The 15,361-nt window shown below is 58.1% G+C and carries 13 protein-coding genes; 7 read left to right on the forward strand and 6 right to left on the reverse strand.

Going from position 1 to position 15,361, the window contains the following annotated elements; genetic code table 11:
• The first annotated feature begins 67 nt into the window (after window positions 1-67).
• The 6 genes from BN3796_RS19455 (at window position 68) to csiE (ending at window position 7,266) form a co-directional block, all read left to right on the forward strand.
• Complete coding sequence (locus BN3796_RS19455) at window positions 68-1,576, forward strand: sugar ABC transporter ATP-binding protein (RefSeq protein ID WP_061709988.1); 1,509 nt, start codon at window positions 68-70, stop codon at window positions 1,574-1,576.
• Window positions 1,569-2,558 carry an ABC transporter permease gene (locus tag BN3796_RS19460; protein WP_061709989.1) on the forward strand — a complete coding sequence of 330 codons (990 nt, stop codon included), beginning with the start codon at window positions 1,569-1,571 and terminating at the stop codon, window positions 2,556-2,558. The genes BN3796_RS19455 and BN3796_RS19460 overlap by 8 nt, the downstream gene beginning before the upstream one ends.
• Window position 2,559: 1 nt before the next feature.
• Window positions 2,560-3,513, forward strand: coding sequence for an ABC transporter permease (locus tag BN3796_RS19465; protein WP_061709990.1), 954 nt, complete (start codon window positions 2,560-2,562; stop codon window positions 3,511-3,513).
• 16 nt (window positions 3,514-3,529) lie between these two features.
• A complete protein-coding gene (locus BN3796_RS19470; protein ID WP_061709991.1) occupies window positions 3,530-5,167 on the forward strand; it encodes an FGGY-family carbohydrate kinase in 1,638 nt (545 codons plus the stop codon).
• Window positions 5,164-5,763, forward strand: a complete 600-nt coding sequence (locus BN3796_RS19475; RefSeq protein ID WP_061709992.1) for a KpsF/GutQ family sugar-phosphate isomerase — start codon at window positions 5,164-5,166, stop codon at window positions 5,761-5,763. Before BN3796_RS19470 ends, BN3796_RS19475 begins: the two co-directional genes overlap by 4 nt.
• Window positions 5,764-5,985: 222 nt before the next feature.
• Window positions 5,986-7,266 (forward strand): stationary phase inducible protein CsiE, encoded by a 1,281-nt coding sequence (gene csiE / locus BN3796_RS19480; RefSeq protein ID WP_061709993.1) that lies wholly within the window; start codon window positions 5,986-5,988, stop codon window positions 7,264-7,266.
• Here the strand turns inward: csiE and BN3796_RS19485 are convergent.
• Both BN3796_RS19485 and glyA read right to left on the reverse strand, forming a co-directional pair.
• The gene (locus BN3796_RS19485) at window positions 7,258-8,397 is read right to left on the reverse strand and encodes a 3-phenylpropionate MFS transporter (protein ID WP_061709994.1); all 1,140 of its coding nucleotides are present in this window, start codon (window positions 8,395-8,397) and stop codon (window positions 7,258-7,260) included. The two genes, csiE and BN3796_RS19485, sit on opposite strands and share 9 nt — an antisense overlap.
• A 141-nt stretch (window positions 8,398-8,538) precedes the next feature.
• Entirely contained in the window at window positions 8,539-9,792 is a 1,254-nt protein-coding gene (glyA, locus tag BN3796_RS19490; protein WP_061709995.1) for a serine hydroxymethyltransferase, read from the reverse strand.
• A gap of 303 nt (window positions 9,793-10,095) precedes the next feature.
• Here glyA and hmpA point away from each other — a divergent pair, with 303 nt between their 5' ends.
• A complete protein-coding gene (hmpA, locus tag BN3796_RS19495; protein WP_061709996.1) occupies window positions 10,096-11,286 on the forward strand; it encodes an NO-inducible flavohemoprotein in 1,191 nt (396 codons plus the stop codon).
• A gap of 80 nt (window positions 11,287-11,366) precedes the next feature.
• On the opposite strand, the gene glnB is transcribed toward hmpA, so the two are convergent.
• The 4 genes from glnB to qseE all read right to left on the reverse strand — a co-directional run bounded on the left by glnB (window position 11,367) and on the right by qseE (window position 15,310).
• Window positions 11,367-11,705 (reverse strand): nitrogen regulatory protein P-II, encoded by a 339-nt coding sequence (glnB, locus tag BN3796_RS19500; RefSeq protein WP_058913214.1) that lies wholly within the window; start codon window positions 11,703-11,705, stop codon window positions 11,367-11,369.
• 79 nt (window positions 11,706-11,784) lie between these two features.
• The gene (glrR, locus tag BN3796_RS19505; RefSeq protein ID WP_061709997.1) at window positions 11,785-13,122 is read right to left on the reverse strand and encodes a two-component system response regulator GlrR; all 1,338 of its coding nucleotides are present in this window, start codon (window positions 13,120-13,122) and stop codon (window positions 11,785-11,787) included.
• A complete protein-coding gene (gene qseG, locus BN3796_RS19510; RefSeq protein WP_061709998.1) occupies window positions 13,119-13,880 on the reverse strand; it encodes a two-component system QseEF-associated lipoprotein QseG in 762 nt (253 codons plus the stop codon). Before qseG ends, glrR begins: the two co-directional genes overlap by 4 nt.
• Complete coding sequence (gene qseE, locus BN3796_RS19515) at window positions 13,877-15,310, reverse strand: two component system sensor histidine kinase QseE/GlrK (protein WP_162267593.1); 1,434 nt, start codon at window positions 15,308-15,310, stop codon at window positions 13,877-13,879. Before qseE ends, qseG begins: the two co-directional genes overlap by 4 nt.
• Between the last annotated feature and the right edge of the window lie 51 nt (window positions 15,311-15,361).

Raw genomic sequence — 15,361 nt, forward strand, 5'->3', positions numbered from 1 at the left:
TCTGAGCGGCGCTATCAATAAAAATCAACACTCAGCGCCCTGCGGGGCGCTCGCAGGGGTATTGTCCATGACAGACACCACCGCATTTATCACTCTTGAGAATATTAGTAAGCAATTCCCGGGCGTGCTGGCGCTGGATAACGTCAATCTGACGCTGAAAAAAGGCGAAGTTCACTGTCTGGCAGGACAGAACGGCTGCGGAAAGAGCACCATCATTAAAGTGATTTCCGGCGTTTATCAGCCGGAAAAAGGGGCGCAGATCCTGCTGGATGGCAAGCTGTTTCACCATCTTTCACCGCAGCTCTCTTCGCATTACGGCATTCAGGTGATCTATCAGGATTTATCCCTGTTCCCTAACTTCAGCGTGGCGGAGAACATCGCCGTCAACCGCTATCTCCCCGGCGGCGATATCTGGGTGCGCCGCGGCTCGATGAAACAGCAGGCGCTGGCGGCAATGCAGCGCATTGGCGTAACCATCGACCCGGATAAAAAAGTCGAAAAGCTCTCTATTGCCGATCGCCAGCTGGTGGCGATTTGCCGCGCCATCGCCGCCGATGCGCGGCTGGTGATTATGGATGAACCTACCGCCTCGCTGACCCGTCAGGAAGTTAATGGCCTGCTGCGGGTAGTCAATGAACTGAAAGCAGACGGCATCTGCGTGGTGTTTGTCAGCCACCGCCTCGATGAGGTGATGGAGGTAGCGGATCGCATCAGCGTGATGCGTGACGGCAGGCTGGTAGGCACGTATCCGGCAAGCGAACTCGACAGCCACGAACTGGCGTTTCTGATGACCGGCCAGCGCTTTCATTACAGTCCGCTCCCGGAAAAACCCCCGCTTGAGCAGGAGCCGATGCTGGAGCTGCGCAACCTGAGCCGTCGTGGAAAATATCAGGACATTAACCTGTCGCTGCGCAGCGGCGAAATCGTGTCGATTGTCGGCCTGCTCGGCGCCGGGCGCACCGAGCTATGCCTGAGCCTGTTTGGCATGACCCAGCCGGAAAGCGGTGAAATCTGGATCAACGGCCAGCCGGTCCGGCTGCGCAATAACCATGACGCCATCCGCCACGGGATCGGCTATGTCTCTGAAGATCGCCTGACCCAGGGGCTAATCATGGAGCAGTCGATCTATGACAATACTATCGTCACGGTCTACGACAAACTGCATACGCGCAGCGGCCTGCTGGATCACGGCAAAGCGCAAAAGCTGGTCGCCGCTCTCATCCGCGAACTGAACATTAAGGTCTCCGATCCGCAGCTGCCGGTAAAAACGCTCTCCGGCGGTAACGCCCAGCGTATCGCCATTGCCAAGTGGGTGGCGACCAACCCGCGCATTCTGATCCTCGATTCGCCCACCGTGGGGGTGGATATCGCCAATAAAGAAGGGATCTACCAGATCGCCCGCGACCTGGCGGAGCAGGGAATGGCGGTGCTAATGATTTGCGATGAGATCCCGGAAGCCTATTACAACAGCCACCGTGTGCTGGTGATGCGCCGCGGAAGGCTGGTGGCGGAGTTTAACCCGCATCGCTGTTCTGAACAGGATATTGCTGAGGTGGTCGAGGTCATCCATGAATAACAATCGTCTCTCCCGCTTAGCGGGACACCATGAATTCTGGCTCGGCCTGCTGGTCGTTGCGCTGGCGGTCGGGCTGAGCATCAAAACCGATGAGTTTCTGACGTTAGGCAACCTGACGGATGTCGCCACCAGCTACGCGATCCTCGGCATCCTTGCCTGCGGGCTGTTTGTGGTGCTGATCTCCGGCGGTATCGATATTTCGTTTCCGGCAATGACCGCTATTGCGCAGTACGCGATGGCAAGCTGGGTCATCGCCCACGGTGGCAACTTTATGCTGGCCCTGGCGATATCCTGCGCCGTCGGGCTGCTGCTTGGACTTATCAACGGTTTCCTCGTCTACTGGCTGCGCGTACCGGCAATCATCATTACCATCGCCACCCTCAACCTCTATTACGGTCTGCTGGTTTACGCCACCAAAGGCACCTGGCTGTACGGCTTCCCGGACTGGTTTATGAACGGCATTAACTGGTTTTCGTTTACCGCCGCCGACGGTTATGACTACGGGCTGACCCTGCCATTGTTGTCTCTGGCGGCAGTGATTCTCTTTACCGCCGTGCTGATGAATTTTACCCGTCTGGGCCGACAGATTTACGCGATGGGCGGCAACCGTGACGCGGCCTCGCGTCTCGGCATGAACCTGCTGAAGCTGCATTTTTACGTTTACGGCTACATGGGGATTCTGGCCGGGGTCGCGGCGGTCGTGCAGGCGCAGATCACCCAGTCGGTGGCACCAAACTCGCTGCTCGGCTTTGAGCTGACGGTGCTGGCGGCAGTTGTGCTGGGCGGTACCAGCATGAGCGGAGGACGCGGCACGCTGACCGGCACGCTGCTGGGGGTGATCCTGCTGGCCTTTTTGCAAAATGGCCTGACGCTGCTCGGCGTCTCATCTTACTGGCACACCGTTTTCAGCGGCGCCATTATCCTGGTCAGCATCAGCGCCACGGCCTGGAATGAAAAACGCAAACTGGCAAGGGAGCTTTAAGATGAAAACGATAGCACGCGTTTTACCCGGGGATGCCATCATTCGCCTGCAGTGCGTCATTATTATTGTCGTGGCCCTGATCTTTGCCGCGCTGCTGGGAAACCGCTTTTTCAGCGTCGCCAACTTCCAGTCTATCGGTTCGCAGCTGCCAATCCTGGGGATGCTGGCGCTCGGCATGGGAATGACCATGCTCACCGGCGGCATTAATTTGTCAATTATCGCCGGGGCTAACGCCTGTTCGCTGGTGATGGCGTCCATCATCGTCAGCCATCCGGACAACCCGCTGTTTCTGGCGCTGGCGCTGCTGGCTGGCGCCGCGGTGGCCGTGGCGATTGGCACGGTAAACGGGGCGCTCATCGCCTGGGTTGGCGTCTCGCCCATTCTGGCGACGCTGGGCACCATGACGCTGCTCTCCGGGCTGAACATTTTACTTTCCAACGGCACGGTGATTTCCGGTTTCCCGGCGGCGATACAGTATCTCGGTAACGCCACCTTCGCAGGTGTCCCCGTTGCCCTGGTGCTGTTCCTGCTGGTTGCCCTGCTGCTATGGGTATTGCTGGAGCACACCACGCTGGGGCGCAGCCTGTATCTGATGGGCTCTAACGAACAGGCAACCCGCTACAGCGGCGTAAACACTGTGCGGGTGCAGATCTCCGTCTATGTCATTTCCGCCCTGCTCGGCTGGGTGGCGGCAATTTTAATGATGGCCAAGTTCAACTCGGCGAAAGCCGGATACGGCGAGTCGTACCTGCTGGTAACCATTCTCGCCTCGGTGCTGGGCGGCATTAACCCGGACGGCGGCTTTGGGCGCATTATCGGCCTGGTGCTGGCGCTGGTGGTGCTGCAAATGCTGGAGAGCGGCTTTAATTTGCTGGGGATCAGCAGCTATCTGACGATGGCGCTCTGGGGCGCGGTGCTCATCCTCTTTATCGCATTACAGAATCGTAAAGCCTGATTTCAGGAGAAAAAAGATGGCGAGTTATTTTATTGGTGTGGATGTAGGAACCGGTAGCGCCCGCGCAGGGGTTTTTGATCTCAACGGCAGAATGGTTGGACAGGCCAGCCGCGCGATTGAGATTTATCGTCCGCAGGCCGATTTCGTCGAACAGTCGTCAGACAATATCTGGCTGGCGGTCTGCAACGCCGTTCGCGATGCGATTAACCAGTCGGATATCAACCCTATCCAGGTAAAAGGGCTGGGCTTTGACGCGACCTGCTCGCTGGTAGTGCTCGACAAAGAGGGTAAACCGCTGACCATCAGTCCGTCCGGGCGCAGCGAGCAGAATATCATTGTCTGGATGGATCACCGCGCCATCACCCAGGCGGAACGCATCAACGCTATGCACCATCGGGTGCTGGACTACGTCGGCGGGATTATCTCCCCGGAAATGCAGACGCCAAAGCTGCTGTGGCTGAAACAGCACATGCCGAACACCTGGGCAAACGCAGGCTATTATTTTGATCTGCCCGATTTTCTCACCTGGCGCGCCACCGGCGACGATACCCGTTCGCTCTGTTCCACGGTCTGCAAATGGACCTACATGGGCCACGAGGACAAATGGGATGCCAGCTATTTTCGCGAGATCGGGCTGGACGATCTGCTGGAACACGATGCCGCCAAAATTGGCCGCTATGTTAAAACAATGGGCGAACCGCTCGGCCACGGCCTGAGCCAGCGCGCCGCCAGCGAGATGGGACTGATTCCGGGGACGGCGGTAAGCGTGTCGATAATCGACGCCCATGCCGGTACGCTGGGTACGCTGGGCGCCAGCGGCGTCTCGGGGGATGTGGCCGATTTCGACCGCCGGATAGCCCTGATTGGCGGCACCTCGACCGGCCATATGGCGATCTCCAAAGAACCGCGCTTTATCAGCGGCGTCTGGGGGCCGTACTACTCGGCGGTGCTGCCGGAATACTGGCTGAACGAAGGCGGACAATCCGCCACCGGCGCGTTAATCGACCATATCATTCAGTCGCACCCCTGCTACGAGACGCTGTTGGCGCAGGCGAAATCCCAGGATCAAACCATTTACGAAGTGCTTAACGCGCTGCTACGCAAAATGGCGGGCGAGCCGGAGAATATCGCCTTTTTAACCCGCGATATGCACATCCTGCCCTACTTCCACGGTAACCGTTCACCGCGCGCCAACCCCACCCTCACCGGAGTGATAAGCGGGCTGAAGCTTTCGCGTACACCGGAAGATATGGCGTTACAGTATCTGGCAACCATACAGGCTATCGCACTGGGAACGCGCCATATCATCGAGACCATGAACCAGAGCGGTTACAGTATCGACACCATTATGGCCAGCGGCGGCGGCACCAAAAACCCCGTCTTTGTACAGGAGCACGCTAACGCCACCGGCTGCGCGATGCTGCTGCCGGAAGAGAGCGAGGCGATGCTGCTGGGTGGCGCGATGATGGGCACTATCGCGGCAGGCGTTTTTGAGACCTTCCCTGAAGCGATGTCGGCCATGAGCCGGATCGGGAAAACGGTGACCCCACAGACCAACCGCATCAAGCACTATTACGACCGTAAATATCAGGTGTTCCATGAGATGTACCAGGATCATATGAAGTACCGCCAGCTGATGCAGGAGGCGTCATGAGCAGCGCATGGCAACAGGCCACCGCCACCTGGACGCTTTACAGCGAGGCGCTGGCCGGACTGGCCGATCATCTGAACGAGGCGCAGTGGCAGGCGTTAATGGCGGAGCTGCGCGGCTGTCGCGGTAAAATCGCGGTAACCGGCGTCGGCACCTCCGGCATCGCGGCGCGTAAAATCGCCCATATGCTGGCCTGCGTTGAGCGTCCGGCGATCTACCTTAACGCCACCGACGCCGCGCACGGCGACCTGGGTTTTTTGGGCGCGGACGATCTGGTCATTATGATCTCCCGCGGCGGGAACTCAGATGAGCTGACGCGCCTGCTGCCAGGCGTCGCGGCGAAAAACGTGCCGCTCATCAGCGTCACTGAAAACGGCGACTCCGCCATCGCCCGGGCCGCCCGGCTGGTCATTTCAACGGGCGTAAAGCGCGAGGCTGACCCGCTCAACATGCTGGCGACCACCTCCATTATGCTGGTGATTGCGATTTTCGACGCCGCCTGCGCCTGCCTGATGAGCGAAAGCGGTTACTCGAAGGAGACGCTGCTGTCGGTACATCCCGGCGGCGACGTTGGGTTAACGTTACGCCAGACGCCTTAATTCCTCCGCCCCGTCGGCTTTCGCGGGGCTTCGTCCGGATAACCGAACGATAAAAGAGCATGAAATCGGCTTCAGGCGCTGCGTTTCTCTCTTTCCTGCCCCCCTGTACGTTAAAAATTCTGTGACCGCCACCCGCAATCCTGACCTAAAGCATTTCATTCGTAATTATTATGGAAAAACTTTAGCTATCCTTATCAAACACTCATTCGGGAGGTTCGACAGATGATGCCAACGCTTGCTCCGCCATCTGTACTTTCTGCTCCCCAGCGCCGTTGCCAGGTTTTGCTGACGCTTTTCCAGCCGGGGCAGATTGCCACTGCGGAAACATTTAGCGCGCTTAATGGCGTCGATGATGAGCTTGCCCGGGAAGATATCACCGAGACGGAACGTGAAATCCAACGCTATCATCGACTGAGCATCATTTCTGGCCCTGACGGCTGCTACCGGATCGAAGGTACAACGCTCAATCAACGCCTCTGCCTGCTGCACTGGCTGAGACGCGGCTTACGCCTGTGCCCTGATTATATTTCCCGGCACTTCCTGCCCGCCCTCAAACGTGAGCTGAAACAGCAAGGGATCCTGCGTACGTTGTACGACGACACCAATCTTCACGCGCTGATCAACCTCTGCGCCCGCCGTCTGCAAAAACGGTTTGAGAGTCGCGACGTACAGTTCCTGCATCTCTATTTGCAGTATTGCCTTTTGCAACATCATGCGGGCATCGCCCCGGAATTTAATCCGATCCAGCAGCGCTGGGTGCAAACCTGCGCCGAGTATCAGCTGGCACAGGAGATTGGCCGACACTGGCAGCGACGCGTGCGCCAGGATGCGCCGCTCACCGAGTCGCTGTTTATGGCTCTGCTCTTTTCGATGGTGCATCTGCCCGACCCGGTCCGCGACAACCACCAGCAAAATCAGCAGCTGCGGCTGGCGATTGCTCGCCTGGTACTGCGTTTTCGCGAAATGGGCGGGGTGCAATTCAACGACGAACAGGGACTGAACGCGCAACTGTATATTCACCTTGCTCAGGCGCTGAACCGTTGTCTCTTTGCTATTGGCATTGATAACACTTTGCCGGACGAGTTCGCTCGTCTTTACCCTCGCCTGATGCGTACGACGCGCGATGCCCTGCACGATTTTGAGGAGGAGTACGGGGTGACGTTCTCCGAAGAAGAGGCCGGGCTGGTGGCGGTGATTTTTGGCGCGTGGCTGATGCAGGAAAATGACTTACACGAAAAGCAGATACTCTTACTGGTGGGGAGTAACCACGAGCTGGAACAGGAGATAGAACAGCAGCTGCGCGAACTGACGCTGCTGCCGCTGAATATTAAACCTGTGCCGATGGAGACCTTTCAACAGGAAGGGGCCACGCGTGGCGTGGCGCTGGTCGTTACGCCTTACACCACGCCGCTACCTCTATTCTCACCGCCGCTGATACACGCCGCAGAAGCGCTGACGCCGCATCAGCAGCAGCAGATCCGTAAGATGCTGGAATCAGGCTGAAGCGGTAACCTTAGGCCGCAGCACCATTGCGGGTAGCGCCACCAGCGCCATTACCCAGAAAACGCCGTGTCCCAGATGCTGATAGAGGAATCCGGCGAACACCGTCATGATCGCGATACTGCCCCCCATCGCCACCGCAGAATAGACCGCCTGCAGGCGAATCACATCGCTTCCCTCACGCGCGGCGATATAGCGCATGGCCGCCAGGTGGCAGACGGTGAAGGTGCCGCAGTGGAGGATCTGCGCAACGATAAGCCACGGCAGTTCGGTGGTCCAGCCCATGATCCCCCAGCGCACCACGCCGCAGACGGCGGAAAGCAGCAGCAGATCCCGAGCGCTGAAGCGGCGAAAGAGTTTTTTACTGAGCGCGAAGATGACCACTTCCGCCACAACGCCGAGGGACCACAAATAGCCCACCGCCGAGGCGGAGTACCCTGCCCCCTGCCAGTAAATGGCGCTAAAGCCGTAGTAGGCGGCGTGCGCCCCCTGCAGCAGACAGACGCAGGCCAGAAAGCGCCAGCTCTGGGCTACCAGCGCTCGCCAGGCGGGCCATCCGGCGCTCTCCTGCTGGCGACTTTCCCCCTGCGGCATTACCGAGGGGCGCAACAACATGCCGAGCAGCATAGAGGCGATGCCCAGGCTCAACAGCGCCAGAATCGCCCGATAGTCGTACAGACTGACCAGTTTCCCCACCAGCGCGGAGCCGATGACGAAGGCGATGGAGCCCCACAAACGTACGCGGCCGTAGTCCATGGTGATCTGCTTTTGCCAGGTGTTCGCCAGCGCGTCGGTGAGCGGCACCAGCGGCGAGAAAAAGAGGTTAAAGCCCACCATCACTACCATCAGCCAGGCGAACTGATGGCCGAACCAGAACGCGGCGACGAAGACCAGCGTCAGCAGCGCGAGCACGCGCACCGCCTTAATGAGCATCGAGGGATCGCTGACGCGCGGTGCAATCAGCAGGCTGCCGAGAAAACGCGCCACCAGCCCCGCGCCGAGCAGCACGCCGATAGTTTCGGGCGTCAGGCCAATTCCCTTGAGCCAGACGCTCCAGAAAGGCAGAAAGATACCGTAGCTAAAAAAGTAGGTGAAGTAGCTGAGCGCCAGCCAGCGTGTGGAATGCAAAACCATGAATCCCTCCCGTTTTGGAGGCGATAGTCTGGCGAGAAGTGCGGAAATAAGCAAGTAAATAGCTGGCTAATAAATAACGCTATTTTAACATTGCGCCCATAAAAAAGGCCGCTTACGCGGCCTTCAAAGTGTGATGCGGCGTTACGCGTAAACCGGGAAGCGCGCGCAGATTTCCAGCACTTTCGCCTTCACGCGCTCGATGGTCGCTTCGTCGTTGATATTATCCAACACGTCGCACATCCAGCCCGCCAGCTCTTTCACTTCCGCTTCTTTAAAGCCGCGGCGAGTCACAGCCGGAGAGCCGATACGGATACCGGAGGTGACAAACGGGCTCTTCGGATCGTTCGGTACGCTGTTTTTGTTAACCGTGATGTTGGCGCGGCCAAGGGCTGCGTCCGCTTCTTTACCGGTGAGGTTCTTATCCACCAGATCCAGCAGGAAGAGGTGGTTTTCAGTCCCGCCGGAGACTACTTTGTAGCCACGGTTCAGGAACACTTCTACCATCGCTTTGGCGTTTTTCGCTACCTGCTGCTGGTAGGTTTTGAACGCTGGCTCCATCGCTTCTTTCAGCGCCACCGCTTTCGCGGCGATAACGTGCATCAGCGGGCCGCCCTGCGCGCTCGGGAAGACGGCAGAGTTCAGTTTCTTATAGAGATCTTCGTCACCGCCCTTCGCCAGAATCAGGCCACCGCGCGGACCCGCCAGGGTTTTGTGAGTGGTGGTGGTCACCACGTGCGCGTGCGGAACCGGGTTCGGGTAGACACCAGCGGCAATCAGGCCCGCAACGTGTGCCATATCAACGAAGAGATACGCGCCGATGCTGTCTGCGATTTCACGCATTTTGGCCCAGTCAACAATACCGGAGTAGGCGGAGAAGCCACCGATAATCATCTTCGGCTTGTGCTCTTTCGCCAGCTTAGCCATCTCTTCGTAATCAATTTTACCGGACTCATCAATACCGTAAGGGATGATGTTGTAGAGTTTGCCGGAGAAGTTAACCGGGGAGCCGTGAGTCAGGTGGCCGCCCTGCGCCAGGTTCATACCGAGAACGGTATCGCCCGGCTGCAGCAGCGCGGTGTAGACAGCGAAGTTAGCCTGAGAGCCGGAGTGCGGCTGAACGTTAGCGTAGTCAGCGCCGAACAGCGCTTTGGCGCGATCGATAGCCAGCTGCTCAACGATATCAACATACTCGCAACCGCCGTAGTAGCGCTTGCCCGGATACCCTTCAGCATATTTGTTGGTCAGCTGAGAACCCTGCGCCTGCATTACGCGCGGACTGGTGTAGTTTTCGGAGGCGATCAGTTCGATGTGCTCTTCCTGACGTACTTTTTCCTGCTCCATAGCCTGCCACAATTCGGCATCATAATCGGCAATGTTCATTTCACGCTTTAACATCCGCATCTCCTGACTCAGCTAACAAGTAAATTTTGGCCTGAAAAGGCAGTCCTGGTGGACGACGGGCAACAGTATAACTGAATCAGAGTGTGATAACAGGTCTTGACAAACGATTTTACGCAAACGATTACCTGCGCGCCACGCAAGGGTTTGAGCAATAAAGCGCCTGCGCTTTTGAGCGGATTTCTTTTCAGGTTTGTGATGCATATATTTCACGATGAAAAGAACCATTTACAAAGCAGGGTTATTTTTTATAAGATGCATATAAAATACATCATTATAGTAACTCTAAAGGAAGCTGCTATGCTCGACGCCCAAACCATCGCTACGGTAAAAGCCACCATTCCCCTGCTGGTCGAAACCGGGCCAAAGCTCACCGCCCACTTTTACGATCGCATGTTCACGCATAACCCGGAGCTCAAAGAGATCTTTAACATGAGCAACCAGCGTAACGGCGATCAGCGCGAAGCGCTGTTTAACGCGATAGCCGCTTACGCCAGCAACATCGAAAATCTCCCCGCCCTGCTGCCTGCCGTGGAGAAAATCGCTCAGAAGCACACCAGTTTCCAGATTAAACCGGAGCAGTACAACATCGTCGGTACCCATCTGCTGGCAACGCTGGATGAAATGTTCAGCCCGGGTCAGGAGGTACTGGATGCCTGGGGTAAAGCCTATGGCGTACTGGCCGGGGTCTTTATTAACCGCGAAGCGCAAATTTATAGCGATAACGCCAGCAAAACCGGCGGCTGGAAAGGAACCCGCGCTTTCCGCATCGTGGAAAAAACGCCGCGCAGCGCGCTTATCACCAGCTTTGAGCTGGAGCCTGTCGACGGCGGGCCGGTGGCCGACTATCGCCCGGGCCAGTACGTGGGCGTCTGGCTGAAGCCGGAAGGGTTCCCGCACCAGGAGATCCGCCAGTACTCCCTGACCCGTAAGCCAAACGGCAAAAGCTACCGTATCGCGGTGAAGCGCGAGGAAGGCGGTCAGGTCTCCAACTGGCTGCATAATCAGGCGAACGTTGGCGACGTGGTGCATCTGGCGGCGCCGGCAGGTGATTTCTTTATGGTTGCCGATGTGGATACGCCGGTCACCCTTATCTCCGCAGGCGTAGGGCAAACCCCGATGCTGGCGATGCTGGACACGCTGGCGAAGAACCACCACACCGCGCAGGTTAACTGGTTCCATGCGGCGGAAAACGGCGACGTTCACGCTTTTGCCGATGAAGTTAAAACGCTGGCCGCCGGGCTGCCGCATTTTAACGCGTATACCTGGTATCGTCTGCCGACCGACGCCGACCGCACGGCGGCGCGCTTCGATCGTGAAGGACTGATGCATTTAGCCGAGCACAAGGCGCACGTGAACGCCCCGGGCATGCAGTTTTACCTCTGCGGACCGGTGGTCTTTATGCAGTTTGCCGCAAAACAGCTGATTGAACTGGGTGTCGATAAAGAGAACATTCATTACGAATGCTTCGGCCCGCATAAGGTGCTGTAATCGCCCGGCGGCGCTTCGCTTGCACAGGCCTACGAAGGGTTTTGTAGGCCGGGTAAGCGCAGCGCCACCCGGCAAAAATGTTAAATCGCCGCGTCGTCCTCTTCGCCGGTGCGGATACGCACCACGCGCGCCACGTCAAAGACGAAAATTTTACCGTCGCCAATTTTGCCGGTCTGCGCCGTGCGGATAATGGTATCCACACAGGTATCAACGATATCGTCAGAGACGACAATCTCAATTTTCACCTTCGGCAGAAAATCCACCATATACTCCGCGCCGCGGTAAAGCTCGGTATGACCCTTCTGGCGACCAAAGCCTTTCACTTCGGTGACGGTCATCCCGGTAATGCCGACTTCGGCCAGCGCTTCACGTACATCATCCAGTTTGAAAGGTTTAATAATCGCATCAATTTTTTTCATGGTGGGTCCTTAAACTCTGTCTGTCGGCAGCCTCGTAAACGGTTGCTCACAGTATCATATTCAGACACATTTTGCGGCACTACTCTTTAAAATCGTTCGCTTCCAGCTCGTGGCGAGACAGCAGCTTGTAGAACTCGGTGCGGTTACGTCCGGCCATGCGCGCGGCGTGGGTAACGTTACCTTTAGTGATCTGCAACAGCTTGCGCAGATAGTTCAGCTCAAACTGGTTGCGCGCCTCGGCGAAGGTCGGCAGCGCCGTGTTTTCCCCCTCCAGCGCCTGCTCCACCAGCGCATCGCTGATCACAGGCGAGGAGGTCAGCGCCACGCACTGCTCAATCACGTTGACCAGCTGACGCACGTTACCTGGCCAGCCCGCGGTCATCAGACGCTTCATGGCATCCGTTGAAAAGGCGCGCACAAAGGGTTTATGCCGGTCCGCCGACTGGCGCAGCAGATGGTTTGCCAGCAGGGGGATATCTTCCGCTCGCTCCGCCAGCGCGGGCAGCTTGAGGTTAACCACGTTCAGGCGGTAGTAGAGATCTTCACGAAACTCTTTGCGCTCCATCGCTTTTGGCAGATCGCGGTGGGTAGCGGAGATAATACGCACGTTAATATCAATGTCGCGGTTGCTGCCAAGCGGCCGGACCTTGCGCTCCTGAAGTACGCGCAGCAGTTTAACCTGCAGCGGCGCGGGCATATCGCCTATCTCGTCGAGGAATAGGGTGCCCCCTTCCGCCGCCTGGAAGAGCCCTTCCCGGCTGCTGACCGCGCCGGTAAAGGCGCCGCGCGCATGGCCAAACAGCTCTGACTCCAGCAGCTGCTCCGGCAGCGCCCCGCAGTTGATAGCGATAAAGGCGTTTTTGCTGCGCGGGCTGGCGTTGTGTATCGCCTGCGCCAGAATCTCTTTGCCGGTGCCGCTCTGGCCGTTGATGAGCACGCTGACATCCGACTGCGCCACCATTCGCGCCTGTTCGAGCAGACGCAGCATCACCGGGCTGCGGGTCACAATCGCTTCGCGCCACTGTTCATCCACCGAGGGGGCGGCGTGCTTCAGCGCCTCGTCGATGGCCTTATAGAGCGCATCTTTATCCACCGGCTTGGTGAGGAAGCTAAAGACCCCCTGCTGGGTTGCCGCCACGGCGTCGGGAATCGAGCCGTGCGCCGTGAGGATGATCACCGGCATCCCCGGCTGAAGCTTCTGGATCTCCGTGAAAAGCTGCATGCCGTCCATTTCGTCCATGCGCAGATCGCTTATCACCAGGTCAATTTTTTCACGCCCCAGCGCCTTAAGCCCCTCCTGACCGCTTTCGGCGGTGACCACGCTGTAACCTTCGCTAACCAGACGCATGCCCAGCAGCTTCAGCAGGCCAGGATCGTCGTCCACCAGAAGGAGATGGGCAGGTTTGCGGCTTGTCATGGTGTAACGTCCTCCTCTTGCGGGCTATCGCTCTGCGGCTCGTCACTTGCCGCAGGCTGCGCCCCCCCTTTTGCCCCGTCCGGCAGATAACTGCTGGCCGGCTTGCGGGTGGAAAGCTGTCTTTCGATATCGGTCAGATTCTCCAGCTTGCGGGTGGTGGTCTCCAGCCGATCGCGTAAATCCTGCTGCTGCTGGCGAAGGGTGTCCAGTTCGCCATCCGAAGATTGTTGCAGCTTACTGTAGCGGTAACGCTCTTCGGCCAGCTGCAGCTGCAGCGCCTGCCCGTCACGCCAGAGCTGCCAGAGCGGGCGGACCTGTGCCGGGATCTGGGGACTCAAGGCATCCAGACGGGTGGTATTTGTGCGGCGCTCAACCGGATTAATGCGGGCATTAGCCAGCAGAATGCCGCGCTTGAACGCGTCCTGCCAGGTGTCGTCAGCCCACTGATGAGCCTGCGCCCGCGCCGCCGCGGGTGAGAGACGCTCGGCGCAGTCCATGCCGCGCAGCCAGAACAACGGGTTGGCTTCCACCTCGTGTCCCGACAGCGTCCAGATATTGTTGCAGTCGGTCGAGAGAAAATCGGCCAGCTGATGTTCGGGCAGCTTCTCATGCTGCTTATCGCTAATAGCGCTCTTCGGCGCATGGGAAACGCACCCCGCAAGGATCACGCAGGGCAAAGCTCGAATAAGCGAGCTTGAAAAGATCGCGCACAACGCGCGGGAAAAAACGTGTGACATACTCACCAGGCTTAGATTCATTTTTGTGATTTTTCCGGCTCAAGGGGCAGCTCGATGCGAAAGCAGACGTCAGCACGCGGATCGGGAACGAGATAGAGTTCACCGTGCATGCGTCGTATACAATCGCGGGCGATGCTCAGGCCTAAGCCGCTTCCTTTAACCGCACCTTTTCGCTGATGGCTTCCCTGATAAAAAGGTTCGAAGATCATCGCGTGTTCATCTTCCGGTATCGGGCTGCCGGTATTCGCGACATCAATGCAGACCCGTGAACCCTGGTTAAAGCTGCGAATGTAAATGTTACCGGATTCACTACCGTAGTGCACCGCATTGGAATAAAGATTATCCAGCACGCTCATCAGCAGCATTGGCTCGGCAAAACAGACGGGAACGCTGAGCTCCACGTCAGTATGCATCAGTTTAGCTCTCGCAGGCAGACTGTGGGCGGAGAGCACCATCTCCACCAGCGGCTCAATCACCACATTTTCCAGCGCCACCGCGCCGTCCGCCAGCTTGCGGTTATAGTCAAGCAGCTGCTCAATCAGCTTTTGCAGATTGCGGCTGCTGGCATCGAGGATTTCGACAATCTCCTGCTGCTCCGTGGTGAGCGGCCCCGCCACTTCATCCGCCAGCAGTTCGGTCCCCTCACGCATGCTGGCGAGGGGGGTTTTAAGCTCATGGGAAATATGGCGCAGAAACTGATGGCGCTGGGACTCCAGCCAGGCGAGACGTTCAGAAAGCCAGATAATGCGCTGACCAACGGAGCGAAGCTCGCGCGGCCCCTTAAAGACCACTGTGTTACCCAGCGATCTTCCCTCCCCCAGCCGGTTAATCATGCGCTCTATTCCCTTCACAGGGCCGATGATCATACGGGTAAAAAGCAGCACCAGCGCGAGGCTGACCAGAAAAAGTACCAGCGCCTGCCAGCCAAAGAACTGTCCCCGCTCGGCGATCTCCTGCTGTAACTGCTGGCCGCGGGAGTAAACCACGGCGCGGGTGGACTGCACCATCTCGGCATTGGCGTTGGCAAAGGCCTCCAGACGCCGGGTGGCAGCCTCATCCGGCCCGCTGTTTTTACACTGCAGGCGCGCCAGATCCTCCAGTCCCTGACGCAGGGCCTGGTAGAGTTTTTCATCGGGAAGAACCCCGGCGTGCGCGTCCAGCATGTCGCTGTAGCGTTTACGCTGGTTCTGGTAGACGCGCTCAAGCGTGCGGTCGTCCAGCACGCAATATTGCCGGTAGCTACGCTCCATCTCCAGCGCGGCGTTGGTCATCGCCTCGCTGCGCCGGGCATCGATAAGCGTCGTGCGGTTAGTTTGCGCCGCCTGGGCGCTGAGGGCGTTCAGACTCTGCCACGCCTGCCATGCCAGAACCAGCAGGGGCAACAGGATGAGCAGAAAGGCCATCATGACCAGCTGTCGCAGGGAACGAGGAAAAACAGGCCAGCGTTTCAACGCGTTACTCTCTCTGTTAAGGGATCGGTTGAGCGTATCCGGTCTGACCTT

This window comes from Pseudenterobacter timonensis (genome assembly GCF_900021175.1).
GTDB lineage: Bacteria > Pseudomonadota > Gammaproteobacteria > Enterobacterales > Enterobacteriaceae > Enterobacter > Enterobacter timonensis.

Bases quoted from the DNA above. Each gene is read 5' to 3' on its own strand.
- qseG (WP_061709998.1), bottom strand. From the start codon at position 13,880: ATGAATCTAAGCCTGGTGAGTATGTCACACGTTTTTTCCCGCGCGTTG.
- BN3796_RS19460 (WP_061709989.1), top strand. From the start codon at position 1,569: ATGAATAACAATCGTCTCTCCCGCTTAGCGGGACACCATGAATTCTGG.
- BN3796_RS19470 (WP_061709991.1), top strand. From the start codon at position 3,530: ATGGCGAGTTATTTTATTGGTGTGGATGTAGGAACCGGTAGCGCCCGC.
- glnB (WP_058913214.1), bottom strand. From the start codon at position 11,705: ATGAAAAAAATTGATGCGATTATTAAACCTTTCAAACTGGATGATGTA.
- BN3796_RS19485 (WP_061709994.1), bottom strand. From the start codon at position 8,397: ATGGTTTTGCATTCCACACGCTGGCTGGCGCTCAGCTACTTCACCTAC.
- glyA (WP_061709995.1), bottom strand. From the start codon at position 9,792: ATGTTAAAGCGTGAAATGAACATTGCCGATTATGATGCCGAATTGTGG.
- BN3796_RS19475 (WP_061709992.1), top strand. From the start codon at position 5,164: ATGAGCAGCGCATGGCAACAGGCCACCGCCACCTGGACGCTTTACAGC.
- csiE (WP_061709993.1), top strand. From the start codon at position 5,986: ATGATGCCAACGCTTGCTCCGCCATCTGTACTTTCTGCTCCCCAGCGC.
- BN3796_RS19465 (WP_061709990.1), top strand. From the start codon at position 2,560: ATGAAAACGATAGCACGCGTTTTACCCGGGGATGCCATCATTCGCCTG.
- hmpA (WP_061709996.1), top strand. From the start codon at position 10,096: ATGCTCGACGCCCAAACCATCGCTACGGTAAAAGCCACCATTCCCCTG.
- glrR (WP_061709997.1), bottom strand. From the start codon at position 13,122: ATGACAAGCCGCAAACCTGCCCATCTCCTTCTGGTGGACGACGATCCT.
- BN3796_RS19455 (WP_061709988.1), top strand. From the start codon at position 68: ATGACAGACACCACCGCATTTATCACTCTTGAGAATATTAGTAAGCAA.